14 protein-coding genes and 1 pseudogene are annotated in these 14,052 nt (G+C 41.4%); 10 read left to right on the top strand and 5 right to left on the bottom strand.

The annotated features are described in order from the left end of the window. The first annotated feature begins 3 nt into the window (after window positions 1–3). Together HF078_RS10515 and HF078_RS10510 are read left to right on the top strand one after the other, a co-directional pair. Window positions 4–756, top strand: coding sequence for a MerR family transcriptional regulator (locus HF078_RS10515; RefSeq protein WP_169291107.1), 753 nt, complete (start codon window positions 4–6; stop codon window positions 754–756). Window positions 757–845: 89 nt separating this feature from the next. Then, window positions 846–1,240, top strand: a pseudogene (locus HF078_RS10510) (VOC family protein). 324 nt (window positions 1,241–1,564) lie between these two features. Here the strand turns inward: HF078_RS10510 and HF078_RS10505 are convergent. Continuing rightward, window positions 1,565–2,134 (bottom strand): TetR/AcrR family transcriptional regulator, encoded by a 570-nt coding sequence (locus tag HF078_RS10505; RefSeq protein ID WP_169291106.1) that lies wholly within the window; start codon window positions 2,132–2,134, stop codon window positions 1,565–1,567. 262 nt (window positions 2,135–2,396) lie between these two features. On the opposite strand from HF078_RS10505, the gene HF078_RS10500 reads away from it, so the two are divergent. The 3 genes from HF078_RS10500 to HF078_RS10490 all read left to right on the top strand — a co-directional run bounded on the left by HF078_RS10500 (window position 2,397) and on the right by HF078_RS10490 (window position 7,639). Beyond that, window positions 2,397–4,340, top strand: coding sequence for an efflux RND transporter permease subunit (locus tag HF078_RS10500; protein ID WP_240951725.1), 1,944 nt, complete (start codon window positions 2,397–2,399; stop codon window positions 4,338–4,340). Next, window positions 4,340–6,145, top strand: a complete 1,806-nt coding sequence (locus tag HF078_RS10495; RefSeq protein WP_169291105.1) for a YhgE/Pip domain-containing protein — start codon at window positions 4,340–4,342, stop codon at window positions 6,143–6,145. The genes HF078_RS10500 and HF078_RS10495 overlap by 1 nt, the downstream gene beginning before the upstream one ends. Before the next feature lie 136 nt (window positions 6,146–6,281). Then, window positions 6,282–7,639 (top strand): IS3 family transposase gene (locus HF078_RS10490; protein ID WP_169291104.1). Its coding sequence is split into 2 segments (ribosomal slippage): window positions 6,282–6,753 and window positions 6,753–7,639, totalling 1,359 coding nucleotides; the frame shifts between segments, so codons are not numbered across the junction. Window positions 7,640–7,838: 199 nt separating this feature from the next. Here HF078_RS10490 and HF078_RS10485 read toward each other — a convergent pair. From HF078_RS10485 to HF078_RS10475, 3 genes are read right to left on the bottom strand one after another with little or no spacing between them, the layout of a single operon-like run. Beyond that, complete coding sequence (locus HF078_RS10485) at window positions 7,839–9,137, bottom strand: FtsW/RodA/SpoVE family cell cycle protein (RefSeq protein ID WP_169291103.1); 1,299 nt, start codon at window positions 9,135–9,137, stop codon at window positions 7,839–7,841. Then, window positions 9,134–9,571 carry a PadR family transcriptional regulator gene (locus HF078_RS10480; protein ID WP_169291102.1) on the bottom strand — a complete coding sequence of 146 codons (438 nt, stop codon included), beginning with the start codon at window positions 9,569–9,571 and terminating at the stop codon, window positions 9,134–9,136. Before HF078_RS10480 ends, HF078_RS10485 begins: the two co-directional genes overlap by 4 nt. 3 nt (window positions 9,572–9,574) lie before the next feature. Further along, on the bottom strand, window positions 9,575–10,123 hold the full coding sequence (locus HF078_RS10475) for a sigma-70 family RNA polymerase sigma factor (RefSeq protein WP_169291101.1): 549 nt from the start codon (window positions 10,121–10,123) through the stop codon (window positions 9,575–9,577). Window positions 10,124–10,328: 205 nt separating this feature from the next. Between HF078_RS10475 and HF078_RS10470 the strand changes: the two genes are divergently transcribed. Both HF078_RS10470 and HF078_RS10465 read left to right on the top strand, forming a co-directional pair. Further along, window positions 10,329–10,682 (top strand): helix-turn-helix transcriptional regulator, encoded by a 354-nt coding sequence (locus HF078_RS10470; RefSeq protein WP_169291100.1) that lies wholly within the window; start codon window positions 10,329–10,331, stop codon window positions 10,680–10,682. Beyond that, window positions 10,669–11,331 carry a permease prefix domain 1-containing protein gene (locus HF078_RS10465; protein WP_169291099.1) on the top strand — a complete coding sequence of 221 codons (663 nt, stop codon included), beginning with the start codon at window positions 10,669–10,671 and terminating at the stop codon, window positions 11,329–11,331. Before HF078_RS10470 ends, HF078_RS10465 begins: the two co-directional genes overlap by 14 nt. A gap of 132 nt (window positions 11,332–11,463) precedes the next feature. Here the strand turns inward: HF078_RS10465 and HF078_RS10460 are convergent, their stop codons facing one another. Next, window positions 11,464–12,033 (bottom strand): biotin transporter BioY, encoded by a 570-nt coding sequence (locus HF078_RS10460; protein ID WP_205825372.1) that lies wholly within the window; start codon window positions 12,031–12,033, stop codon window positions 11,464–11,466. 178 nt (window positions 12,034–12,211) lie between these two features. Here HF078_RS10460 and HF078_RS10455 point away from each other — a divergent pair, with 178 nt between their 5' ends. The 3 genes from HF078_RS10455 (at window position 12,212) to HF078_RS10445 (ending at window position 13,970) form a co-directional block, all read left to right on the top strand. Beyond that, complete coding sequence (locus tag HF078_RS10455) at window positions 12,212–12,598, top strand: VOC family protein (protein ID WP_169291098.1); 387 nt, start codon at window positions 12,212–12,214, stop codon at window positions 12,596–12,598. Window positions 12,599–12,712: 114 nt separating this feature from the next. After that, window positions 12,713–13,240, top strand: coding sequence for a sigma-70 family RNA polymerase sigma factor (locus HF078_RS10450; protein ID WP_169291097.1), 528 nt, complete (start codon window positions 12,713–12,715; stop codon window positions 13,238–13,240). Continuing rightward, window positions 13,215–13,970: a hypothetical protein gene (locus tag HF078_RS10445; protein WP_169291096.1), complete on the top strand. Its 756-nt coding sequence runs from the start codon at window positions 13,215–13,217 to the stop codon at window positions 13,968–13,970. Before HF078_RS10450 ends, HF078_RS10445 begins: the two co-directional genes overlap by 26 nt. The last annotated feature ends 82 nt before the right edge of the window (window positions 13,971–14,052 follow it).

The raw sequence follows: 14,052 nt of genomic DNA, 5'->3' as shown, positions 1-14,052 counted from the left end.
TGTATGAATTATTTTTCATCGGGAGAGGTTGCAAAGAAATTAGGGGTGTCTTTGCGGACAGTACGATATTATGACGACATTGAGTTGGTGGAACCGACAAAAAAGGATGACAGTGGAAGGCGGCTGTATACGGCAGACGATATCCTCCAGCTTCAAAAAGTGATGTTATTGAAGGAAACGGCCATGCCTCTGAAGGACATTGAAAAAGTGTTAAATCATATCACAATGGAGCGGATTCTTCTTTTACACAAGGAAAAGTTGGTGGGAGACCTAGAACGGTTAAATCTGTCGCTCAATCACACACATTCCCTGCTAAATATGATGAAGCTAGAAAAGGACATTCAATGGGAACATCTTATTCCTTTGCTTGGAGAGGACTTGGAAGGAAAGCGGCAGCAACGAGGGGCTGAAATGGAATTGGTGTTCAGCGAGGAGGAGCAAGTAGTTTTGCAGCAAAACTTGCCTAAGTTAGAGGACAACCCTGTGGAAGTGGGGAAATGGATCAATATTATAAAGCGGATTGAGCTTTGTCTTGCCGAGGGGAAAAAGCCGGGTTCGGAAGCCGGACAACTGATTGCGGAAGATGTCATGATTTTGTCTGAGGAGACGTTTAAAGGCGATGCGGAGCTGGCGGAAAAGTTTTGGGATGTAAGGAAATCAGAAAGGGCATCTTCTGAGTTGGGGTTTTATCCAGTGAGGCAAGAAGTGTTGGAATTTTTGGAGGAGGCTATGAAGAAAATTGCCGTATCTTCCTAACTAGTTATTGAATCCTTGTCTATCGATGAATTATGATAGAGAAGTAAGTTGGTATATATTAGAAATATTAATCTAGTAGGAGGGGTACTATGGGAAGATTAATTCATTTCGAAATTCATGTGGATGACATGGAGCGTGCGAAGGGGTTTTATGGAGAGGTGTTCGGTTGGACGTTTCAAGATTGGAGCGAATATGCTGGAACGCCGTATTTCGGAGCGGTTACAGGACAAGAAGGGGAGCCAGGATCAATGGTGCGTTAATGAAACGAAAAGGTTCTGCGCCTGAGGCCAATCAACCTCTAAATGGTTTTGCCTGCACAATGGGTGTGGAGGAGTACGATGTTACGGAAAAATTGATACTTGAGAACGGCGGTAAAGTGGCTGTGCCAAAGCATGCGTTGCCTGGAATGGCGTGGCAAGGCTACTACATGGACACAGAAGGTAACGTGTTTGGTATCCACCAGCCAGATCAGAATGCGAAATAGATAGAGTTAGAGACAAGACCTGATGTTGTGGGTCTTGTTTTTTCTTTATCAGCTAGAAAGTCTTGAGAATCAGCCAGTTTGCTAGTTTAAGTGGGAGATTAAGGCACCAATGGATGACGAGCTTGTCAGAATCGAAGGGGATAAGGTCCGTTCGGGTGACTTATTTTCCAAAAGCGGGTATTTATTTTCCGTTCACGTGATTTTATTTGCCGTTAGACTTAATTTATTTTCCAAAATCACCGATTTATTTTCCGTTACACCTGTTTTATTTTCCAAAGTCGCTAATTTACTTTCCATTCTTTCAAAACAAAAACCAACTCCGCCTCACCGCACCTGTCCCCTCAACCCACGATTCAAAAACTCATTCAACAACCCGGCCATCTCCCTAGGTGTCTTGTTCATCCCACTCTCCAACCAATTCTTTATCATATAAATACTCCCGCTGACAAAGAATATACTTAGATATTCGAAGGTTTCCGCGTCGATTTGTTTGCTAGGAATAAAGTTCTTCAAGATGTATTCCTTTGCGATCATCATACCTTTTTTCTGGAATTGCACTTCGGTGTTTTCGCTCAACAAAATACAACAAATATCACTCTTAGAGGCGATATATTCAAAGATTTTCTCGGTCATTTGGTATGCCTCGTCTTCTTTTGAGAAATTATATTGGTTAAGCGTTTTTACCATGTCCTCGGTGAATTCATCGTCAATGGAATCGAGCAGGTCATATTGACTGGAATAGTGGGCATAGAAGGTGGAACGGTTTATATCGGCTTTTGTACATATTTCTTTTATGGTAATGCTAGCAATGGATTTTTCCTTTAATAAATCTAACAAACTTTCCTTCAGCACCATGCGTGTGTACTGCTTTCTTCTATCCATCTTTTCGCTCATCTTCCCTACACCCTTTCATAAAAAACAACACAATAGAATGATTTGTTGTCTATCTAACATCCTGAACCCAACTGTCTGTTGTATACCCAACACCGTGTCTAATATAATAATAAAATGAAAAGGGTTAAGAAACAAGAGAGGATGAACAACCATAAATATTGCATCGCGTATTATTAAACATAAAAAGGCAGTGTTGATTGTGTTTGGGTTGGTGACCATCATCTCCGCCGTGGCGCAGTTTTTTGTCTCAGTTAATTATAATATGGTAGATTATCTGCCGGATGATGCCCAATCGACAAAGGCCATGGAGATCATGGAAAAAGAATTTACAGGCTCTGTTCCGGATACGCGGGTCATGATATCGGATGTGACGATACAGGAGGCCGTGTCGTATAAAGAAAAATTAGAAGCTATTGATGGAGTTGCAGAAGTGATCTGGCTCGACGACGTGGTCGACTTAAAAACTCCTCTTGAAATAGCGGATCAGGAGATGGTGGAAAGTTACTACAAGGATGGCAATGCCTTGTTTTCTATCAGCGTCCGCAGTGGGGATGAGGTGGCGATTACAGATGCCATCTATGAATTAATTGGGGGAAATGGCGCTATTGCCGGGGAAGCGATTAATACCGCAACCTCACAAAAAATGGCCGGAAACGAATCCATGTATGCGGCCATGCTACTGGTGCCGATCATTATTTTCATTCTGGTCATTTCCACAACATCTTGGGTGGAACCAGTATTCTTCCTGACGGCGATTGGTGTTTCTGTCTTGATCAACTTAGGAACCAACATCTTTATCGGTGAGGTTTCCTTTGTAACGCAGTCGGTGGCGCCGATTTTACAGCTTGCCGTATCGCTTGATTATGCGGTGTTCCTCCTACACAGCTTTTCAGAATATCGTAAAAAGACCAACAATCCTGAAGAGGCTATGGAGCTAGCGATGAAAAAATCGTTCCCTGCCATAACGGCAAGTGCAGCGACAACATTTTTCGGTTTTATCGCCCTGACTTTTATGGACTTTGAGATAGGTTCTGACCTTGGGTTGAATCTGGTAAAAGGGATCGTGTTGAGTTTTATCAGTGTAATGGTGTTCCTCCCAGCATTAACACTGTTCTTTTATAAATGGATGGATAAGACGCAGCACAAGAGTTTCATTCCAAGCTTTGAGGGAATTGGGAACTTTGTGGTGAAGTTAAGGGTTCCTAGTTTACTAATTGTGCTGGGTCTACTTGTACCCGCATTCCTCGCACAGACGAACACCTCTTTTACATATGGATTTGGTGAACTTCCAGACCATACGAGAGCAGGTGCGGACTATAAAAAAATCAACGAATCCTTTGGTGAGATAACACCTATTGTCCTCTTGGTACCAAAAGGCGAGGTGGCAAAAGAGGAAGAGCTTGTGGAAGAGCTAGAGTCCATGGACTATGTCACAAGTGTCGTGTCTTACATGAACATGGTGGACCCGGTAATTCCGCCGGAGTACTTAAATGAAGACATCCGGAATGAATTTTACTCGGAAAATTATAGCCGGATTGTGATCAACACCAACCAGGCGACAGAAGGAGACATTCCGTTTGCGATTGTGGAAAATGTGGATAAAGCCGCATCTGCATATTACGGGGATTCCGCGCTCAGCCTTGGGGAGAGTGTGACCCTGTTTGATATTAAAAAAACGGTAACTAAAGATAATATCTTGGTCAATGTACTGACGGTCGTGACAATTGCCATTGTGTTATTGATTGGTTTCCGGTCGATTTCCATACCGGTTGTCTTGTTAATAGCGATTCAGTCCTCTGTGTGGATCAATTTATCCATTCCGTATTTTACTGAAACGTCACTGGTGTTCGTAGGGTACCTCATCATCAGTACTGTGCAGCTAGCGGCAACAGTGGATTATGGAATCTTGTTTACAGAGGCTTACACCCACCACCGCAAAGAAATGTCTGCAAGGAAAGCCATTATAAAAACATTGGATGAGAAGACCTTCTCGATTTCGATATCCGCAGCCATTCTATCCAGTGTCGGGTTTATTTTATGGATTACGTCTTCTAACCCAATTGTCGGTTCGATCGGACTGTTGCTTGGAAGAGGTGCGTTGCTGGCGTTTATCATGGTGCTGTTCTTCCTGCCGGCGATGCTGCTAGTGTGTGATAAGTTCATCAAGAAAACGACCTATAAGTCCAATTTTAAAGAGGAGAAGTGATGATGAGAAAGAAAAAACTACTTTATGTTACACTTGCCGGAATGATTTTCTTGCCTTCATTTCTTGGCAATGCGAGTGGTGTTTACGCTGAGGAACAACGAAATGTCCGGACTAAGGAAGAAGTGGTGTATGCCACGCTTAAAGCAAACGGAGATCTTGGACCAATCTATGTCGTGAATACCCTTGATGTTGCGAAGGCTGGGGAAATCCTCGATTTTGGTGAATATAAAACAGTGAAAAACCTGACGGACATGACAGAGCTTGAGCAAGAAGGCGAGCGTGTGGTGGCCGATGTGGAACAGGAAGGGAAGTTCTACTACCAAGGGGACTTGGAAGAAGGAACTGAACTGCCTTGGGATGTGACGGTTACTTATCTTTTAGATGGACGTAAAGTGGAGCCTGCAAAGCTTGCGGGGAAAAGTGGTCATGTGGAAATACAAGTTGAGACAGCGGCGAACAAAAACGTTGCACCTGCCTTTTATGAAAACTACTTGCTGCAAGTATCCCTGACGCTGCCCAATACGTATCAGAATATCGAAACATCCTCTGGTGGCATGCAGGCGAATGTCGGGAAAAATAAACAAATCACGTTTACGGTGATGCCTGGAAAGGAAGAACAGCTTCGTGTGGAAGCGGATGCGGAAAACTTTGAATTTAATGGCGTCGAGATTGCCGCAGTCCCATCCAGCCTTCCGATTGATACAACCGGAACGGAAGGGATGACCGGTGATATGGCAGAGCTGTCTGATGCCATCGGTCAGTTGAATGATGGGGTTGGCCAGCTGCAAGACGGGGTTTTTGAGTTGAACAACGGCGCCGCAAAACTTCGTGATGGCTCTGCACAATATAAAAATGGCATCAATCAGCTGAGTGGATCGTCATCTGAGTTGGTTGGGGCATCGAACTCTATAAAAGAAGCATTAGGAACAATTAACCGTGAGCTTTCTGCTGGTGCGGCCGACGTGGATCTGAGCAGTTTGACCGAATTGCCGGCTGGATTGCGTGAGCTTGCAAAAGGCTTGAATGAAACGGCGGATGGTCTTGTTAAGCTACAGGAGAACTACGCGGGGGCATACGCCGCACTAGATGGTGCGATTACAGAAATTCCTGCTGGGGACCTATCCGAAGAAGAAATTGCCGGGTTATATGAGAGCGGAGCAGACCCTGCCGTTGTGGATAAGTTGGCAGCCAACTATGCCGCTGCCCAAAAGGTTAAAGGAACTTATGCACAGGTGCGAGAAGCTTTTGCTGCAGTGGAACCATCCCTAACCCAGGTTGACGGAGCGGTAAGAGGAATAAGCGGCACGTTGACGACGATTGCGGATGAGCTATCGGCTTCACTAGAGGAAACAGATTTGAGCGGGTTGGCAGAACTGACAAAAGGCATGGAAACATTAGCAGCCAACTATAATCAGTTCCACTCCGGGCTAGTAAATTATACAAATGGTGTTGGAGAGCTATCCACATCCTATTCACAACTTCACACAGGTTTGATTGGCTTGACGGATGGTACGAGTGAACTTTCATCAGGAGTGAATGAGTTAGCTGAGGGAACAGAGGAATTGTATTCCGAAACGAAAGACCTTCCTGCCAAAATGCAAGCCGAGATCGACAAGATGATTCAAGAATACGATAAGTCGGATTTCAAACCGGTGTCGTTTGTATCGGAAGAAAATGAGAAAGTTACTTCCGTTCAGTTTGTCATTAAAACGGAAGCAATTAAGATGGAAGAGAAGAAAACAAAGGAAGCGGAGGCGGAGAAGAAGAAGGGATTCTGGACTTTGTTGAAAGAGTTGTTTAAGTAAAGGGTGTGTTAAACACCGCTGGTGATTTCCGCAAATGGCTTCGCTTTCCTAGGGGCACTGCTGGAGCCTCCTCGGCTATGCTACTCTGCACCCCTATTGTTGGACACACCATCTAACAATAGGAGGTGTAGTCCAAATGACTATATTCACCAAGGAGGAAAAACTCCTTGCCGCAAGACGTTACTTGGATGATTTATATAGTTACCGTGAATTAGCTAAACAACTTGGAGTAGACGATTCTGTACTCCGATATTGGGTGATGTTAGTAAAGCACCATGGTGACCAAGCATTTGTGTTTCCCTATACAAACTATTCGCCAGCCTTTAAACTGAGGGTAATTCAATTTATTAAGGAATCGAATTATTCTATTCGAGAGGCGTCGGCGATTTTCCACATCCCAGATCCTTGTATGGTTCGTAGGTGGAAATGTAAGTGGGAGACATGTGGAGATGCCGCCTTTAATCTAAAAGAAAAGAGGCCATCTACTATGACTTCCAAACACAATAAAACATCCAATAACGACAAAGCTACCAACCCTTCCATGGAAGAGTTGAAAAAAGAATTAGAATATCTTCGTATGGAGAATGCGTATTTAAAAAAGCTGAAAGCCTTAGTTCAGGAAGAGAAGTTACCAAAGAAATTAAAGCGAAAGTAATATATGAACTAAGGCATGCATTTCCTGTAAATCAATTGGCGAAGGTAGCTAATATATCTAGAAGCACCTACTATTTCATTGTTCAAAGCTGGGAACAATCTGATCCTGATCGTAAGTGGAAAAGACGTATTGCGTTCATTTACCGTAAGCATCAAGGCCGTTTGGGTTATCGTCGTATTACTGATGTCCTACAGGAAAAAGGCTATATAATCAATAAAAAGAAAGTGTACCGTATTATGAGAGAACTAGGCCTTCAATGTATCGTTAGGATGAAGAAGTACAAGTCTTATAAAGGAGAAGTAGGAAAAGCTGCGCCAAACATCTTAGACCGTGATTTTAAGGCCGACAGGCCGAATCACAAATGGGTCACTGACGTGACAGAGTTTAAATTGTTTGGTGAGAAATTATACCTTTCTCCTATACTAGATTTGTTTAACGGCGAGATCATAACGTACACTATTCAATCAAGGCCCACTTTTGATTTAGTAGGAAACATGTTAAAACAAGGATTAGAACGACTCAATGAAGACGATAATCTTATCCTTCACTCAGACCAAGGGTGGCATTACAGAATGCCGAAATACAAAAGGACTTTAAAGCAAAATAATATTACCCAAAGTATGTCTAGAAAAGGAAACTGTTATGACAATGCAGTAATAGAGAACTTTTTCGGAATCATGAAATCCGAATTTTTGTACTTACAAGAATTTGATAGCATCGACCATTTTAAGGAGGAGCTAGAAGAGTACATCCTTTACTACAACCACCTGAGAATAAAATCAAGATTAAAACGTAAAAGTCCAGTAGCTTATCGAGCTAGATTTGAGCAAGCTGCTTAGAAAATATGTGTCCAGTTTTAAGGGGTCAGTACATGCCTGCGGGGTCTCCACCTAGCGCTAGCTCCCTCAGGAGTCTTCGCCTTTTGCTCCAATCACCAGCTAGGTTGCTGCATAAATCAACCATATGCTTTAACAGAGTCAAATTATAAAAGGGAGGTTTCTACTTTTACACAGTAGAAACCTCCCTTTCATTTCAGAACTAAATCTCACTTGGTTCGACTATATCTTTCCGTCTGTAAACACTTAAAATAATCCCTAAAATTGCGGAATGAAAAATCAGTGTGGTTCCGCCATAACTGATGAATGGTAAAGATACACCTATTATTGGTGCAAAACCTACCCCCATAAGAATATTCCATATGGCTGGGACCGCGATTAAAGTAGCTCCACCAACTACTAAAATCCTTCCATAATAATCCTTTGTCTTGCTTGCATTTTGTGAAATTTTCCATATAAAAACAATCAGTAAAATACAAAGAGCTATTCCAAATGCCCAGCCGAGTGAGTAAACAAGATAGGGGAAAGCGAAATCTGTATGGGCGTCCGGAAGGGATTGAATGGCACTATTCCCATTTAGACCGTTTCCGAACCAGCCTGCGTCAGCAAGGAGTCCCTTGATTAAGATGTACATATAACCCAGTCCATTGTAATATTGTTCAGGGGAAAGAAAAGAAAATAATCTTTCACTTAAAAGTGTACCACGAGAGCTGAATAAAATCGGCACAATAAAAAATACACACATAGTCAGTTTTGCTGCAATCATGATGACCTTGCTCTTTTTCCGTATATGGGAAAAAGTGAACATCATTAATACACATAAAAAATAAAAAATACTGTAAGGTAAGGCAGGAAGCATCATGTAAAGGATGAAAGGTATCCAGAAAAGACCAAACATTATTGCTTGTTTCCACCCGTTAAACATGTCAGATTTAGTGAAAATACCAGACCATGCAAGGAAAAACAAAAGCATAGAAATGGTAGCCGCATCCACCGTAAATCCGCCAAATGAGATCCATCTCTTGACTCCGCCTACTGAAAGGCCGAATACAGGTAAGTATAGGAGCACGAGCACGCCACTACTATAAAAAATCAACCACCAATTTCTCAGTTTTCGATAATCAAAGAATAGAAATGCGATAAGGACGATTGTTCCCAGGCTGTACCAAATTGCCTGCTGTTTCAAAAATAATGAGCCAGGTGCATTCCCGACTAAGGGGAGAAAGCTGATCGCACCGATCACAATAAATAGACTAATGAGCATCCAGTCCATTCTAGGTTTATGAAGCTTATTTAATTTTTCTCCAATTGTAAAAGGGTTTCCCATTTCTTGAACGGCCTTTTCCTCTGCTTCTTTTAAGGAATCTGCGCGATTCTCAAAGGACTTGCTTAATTCTAGGAGGTGATGGTGGAGCTCTTTTCTAATCATGCTGTGCGCTTCTTTGGATCTTACTTTTGAGATTACTTTTGTTAAAAATTCATTAAAGATCGGCGAACTCATAAGGAGGCCTCCTCTAGTATCTCTTTTAATAGAAACGGTTGTTTGACATATCCTTTTTTAGACGTGGCTGCCAAGTACTTCCGACCTTTTGCAGTTAGTGCATAATATTTCTTATCCTCTCTCCACATAGAAGTCAGTACTTCTTTTTTCTCTAACAAATGTAAAAGGGTATAAAGTTGTCCTTCATTGTGTAAAAAGCTGTGTTCTTCTTTTTGGAAAAGTTGTGTGGAAATATCAAATCCATGCTTGGCCTCTAGTTGTAGAGATTCCAAAATGGAAAGGACGGTTTTTTCGTTAAATGAGTGAAGCGTAGAGGATGAATGCTTGGACTGTATCGCTTCGTTCACTCTAGCTTTTCGTTCTTCTGTAAAAGAGAGATCTTTGAAAACATTCTTTTTCATAGACTTTTTGAAATTTAGAAATGGATCGTTCATTCTTTAAACCTCCTCAATCAAGTGTTCTTTTAATATCTCTTTTGCGCGTTTAAGTCTTGTTTTTATCGTATTAACATTAACCGAGGTAATCTTGCTGATTTCAGCCAAAGGAAGTTCCTCATAATAATGAAGGACCACCACTTCACGATATTTTACAGGCAATCCCATTACTGCATTGGTCAGGCTTTCTTCTTCGCTTTTGGCTATCACCTCTACCTCGACATCTTTTGCTTTGGAAGGTATATAGTCCAATAGTTTTTCATTGAGAATTAGCTTTCGAAAATGCCAACTCCTTAGATAATCTTTGCAATGGTTGCTGGCAATTCGGTAGAGCCAAGTCTTTAGGGAAGACTGGTGATTAAATTGCTCTAACTTCTCATAGCACTTGATAAAAATCTCTTGCGTTAAATCCTCTGCTATCGTCTGGTTCTTAACATATGTAAAAACAAGATGGAGTACGGCGTCCCCGTTCTCATTCATTATTTGATTGATAAGTTGTTCCTTATCTGCAACAAACACTTTAGAAACTGCCTTATGTTCTAGTTCGTTCATGTAGACAACCCTCCTTTCTCCATTTTAGACGAAGCACCCACTGTTTGGGTTTGGAAAAAAAATAAATAGTTTCATTGTGAGGGAACTAAAAAAGGCAATCCCGAAAGTTTCTTGTATGGATTTTTGCTATCAAGTACTTTGTTGTAAAAATTACTTTGACACACACAGTAATATGTTGTAAATTATAACCAGGAGGTGAGAAAATGTGGAAACTAAAATATCGACTGATTTGATACGCGGGCATACAGATACCATTATCCTGAATGTGCTTCGGCAAGGGGATAGTTATGGTTATCAGATTTATAAGACCATTATGGAACTAAGTAAAAATCAATATGAATTGAAAGAGGCAACGCTTTACACAGCTTTTCGGCGCCTGGAAAAGGAAGGATCTATTGCTTCTTATTGGGGAGATGAAACCCAGGGTGGCCGCCGGAAATATTACCGGATAACGGAAGATGGTACGGCACGCTACGATCAGTACAAGAAAGAATGGAAGTTTGCTAAAGAGATACTTAATTACTTGATAGAGGGAGGAATTGAGAATGATGAGAAGTAGTGTGGATAAAAAAGTTCAGGCGTATGTGGATGGACTTTTCTCCGGTGTTGGGGAAAGTCAGCAATTATTTGATCTTAAAGAAGAGCTAGCAACCAATCTAAAAGAAAAAATTGCGGACTACAAGAAGGACGGAATGGATGAGTCAGCCGCATTCAAGGAAGCAGCTAGTTCCATGGGCGACCTTAGCGGACTGGTCGATGATATGCGTGAAATTGGGCAGGACAAAGCCAAGCAGGCGGTGTACTCTTCCATGACAGCGCGTATCTCCGCGGCTGGGTTGATCACTGGAATTTTGCTTATTCTGTTCGGTGTAATAACATCTGTCATGTTGTATTTTATGGATTTGCAATTGGAAGCTGTGACAGGGACTGCTATTTTTGTTGTGTTTGGGGTTGCCCTCATTACGTATAGTGCCTTAACGAGAGAGACGAGTAAGAAGTATGGTATGAACAAAGTGCGCGCGATTTGTTACGCAGTAGCAGTCGGGTTGGTCGCATTCAGTTTATTTGTTGCTTTTACAACAGGGTTTGCAACCGGAGAGATGTATATTGCGATTAGCTCCTTTATGATTTTCTTCTTGGTTGGAGTTGGTTTATGGTTAGGACTTGCTTTTACGGGGACGGATCGTAGGAAGATGGTGGCGAGGTAGTGATTACGAGGAAATTGGGCAAAAGAAAACCACCTTCTGCTTTGGTAAAAGAAAAAGATGGCTTTCACACTTAGATAAATCATGGAGAGAGGTGTTGGCGCACTTCTCTCTTTTTTATTATACACCAGATTACTACGCAGCTACATCCTCTTTTACCTGTAAAAGGTTAGCCTGCTTCAGACGTCTTCTTACTGTAATCCCAATCCAACTTGCCAAGAATGCTTTAATCAATCCCACCACAATAAAAGGATAAACCCCGAATTTCAACGCATTTGCCCATGTCATATCCATCACCAATTTTAACTGTATAGTTCCCATCACGAGCGTAATAATCATCCCCACCGTGTTGGCGAGCATTGCCCATTTTAATGTGAAAGATGTTTTTTCTAATATGTAGCCAGTGAAAAATGCAGCTAGGATAAAGCCAAAGATGTAACCTCCTGTAGGACCAACAAGTACTCCAGCCCCGCCTTTCATTTCTGCAAACACCGGTAAGCCGACTGCTCCAAGCAAAACGTAACAGACCATGGACATAGCCCCGTATCTACTTCCAAGAATCGTTGCTGCAAGTCCTACCGCAAGTGTTTGCCCGCTGATTGGCACGAGCGGTAAAGGGATTTCCATTTGTGCGAGCACCGCTGTAATAGCGGCGAACATAGAGCATAGTATTAGCCATCTTAATCTTTCGTTTTTTGCTGTCAATTGAGGTTCCTCCTACTATGTAAACTTTCGATAATTATAAGTTTACATAAAACGAAGATTAATTGGAAGGTTTTTTTTGGATATGAAGGTATGGATTAAGTGAGGCTATTTAGAGGGTTTTTATAGATGAACCTAGAACTTGTTACTATATTAATCTATCTGGAGGGAAAACAAAAAAATGATCCATAAGCTCGGTCAAGTCATGCTCTATGTAAATAATCAAGATGAAGCGTTGAGGTTTTGGACAGAGACAGTAGGGTTCCACGTCATTTCTGAAGAAGACAATGGAGAGGGAATGAGATGGATTGAAATAGCACCGTCAAAAAGTTCGGAAACAAGTATCATCCTACACAACAAGGAATTCGTTGCGAAAATGTCACCGGGACTTAACCTTGGTACGCCTTCTTTCATGTTTTTTACGGAGAATCTTGAAAGATTATATGACAATTTATCCAGCAAAAGTGTAACCGTAGGGGAAATGGTAAATATGCCTTCTGGTAAAGTGTTCAATTTTGCCGACTTTGAAGGCAACTATTTTGCGGTAATGGAGAAGAAAGAGAATTAGCCTTAAGACCTTGGAGGAGTCATTCTCTGAGGTTTTTTTGTGACATATAATCTTTTTTAAAACTTTTTTGAAGTTCGCCCGTCTATACAGTGTCAAAAAAAAGGGGGAAAGCCGGTGTCATTCTATAAAGAAAATGAGATAGAGGAGTGGTATAGCCAATACCATCAGACTATTTTCAAATATATTATTCTCATGGTCAAAGACAGTCAGCAGGCAGAGGATTTGACGCAAGAGACTTTTTTAAGGGCATATAAACATCATCATACATATAAGAGAGATTCTTCACCGAAGACTTGGCTCTTTAGGATCGCTCACAATTCCACAGTTGATCACCTTCGGAAGATGAAACCGATAAGGTTATTCCATCAAGTTTTCCAAAAAGAACAAACCGTTTCATCGGAAGACATTGTCATCCTTAAAGAGAATTCATGTGAACTTTATGACGCACTAAACAATCTTAAGGATAACTATAAACAGGTAATTATCCTTCGAAAAATTAAAGGCTTTTCTATTTTGGAAACAGCTCACATCTTAGATTGGTCAGAAAGTAAAGTGAAGTCAACTCTGTTTCGGGCCATGCAGACCTTGACTGAACATATGAAGGGGGAGGTAAATCATGAAGAGAAACGGTTTAGAAAGTGAATACGGTTTGGACCAATCATTGAAAAGGTTAGAGTATGATTTGGAGTGGAATCAGGATAGAGCCGGTTTAGTAAGGGAGAGAATCCGTACAGACATGTATAAAATGAAAAAAAAGCGCAGAACGGCAAAAATTCTTCTTATTGCAGCAACTTTGTTTCTCTTAATGGGTACTCCTATTATGCTTCAAGACCATTGGGGGGCATGGACGGGAGATTCTCCTGCAATAGAAAAAGAAACAGTAATCCCGACTGAAAAACCAATTACAGCAAAACAGCAGAACAATGCTATCATGTTGGATCCGGAATATCAAGTCTTTCCTCTAAATGCACAGGAATATGTAGAAGGAATTAGTGGGGAGCCGACTATCACTAGGGCTTCTTATGCTAAATACCCTTATCAACTCAGTGACCGTCCAGTGGAATTTCTACATGTCCTAATTGAACCCCATGAACTCTCCCAGGAAGAAATGATTAAACGATTGAATCCTGAAATAAATTTTCATCCCTCTGAAGCCTACGAGTCGGAAGAATTATTAGTTGGAGAACATCCCGCAGTTCTTAAAGTTTCAGGGCAAGAAATGGGAGGAATTAATTTAGAAGTAGTTACGGAAAATTTTGTCTACCTTTTTACAACGCCAAAGTCTTTCCAGCCAAAGGATATGACAAGTGAAGAAATAGAACAATTGAAGGCAGACATGATCGAACTTGCAAAGTTATTTCAATTTGAATGAAGGAGCGGTCCTCTCGTTTCCTAGTGTAAATTAGAAGAGCGGGAGAACCGCTTTTTTCTTTTGAAAAACTGTAACCGATGAA

It is taken from the genome of Bacillus sp. RO2, assembly GCF_012911845.1.
GTDB lineage: Bacteria > Bacillota > Bacilli > Bacillales > Bacillaceae_I > Sutcliffiella_A.
This window is presented reverse-complemented; position numbering and strand designations above follow the sequence as displayed.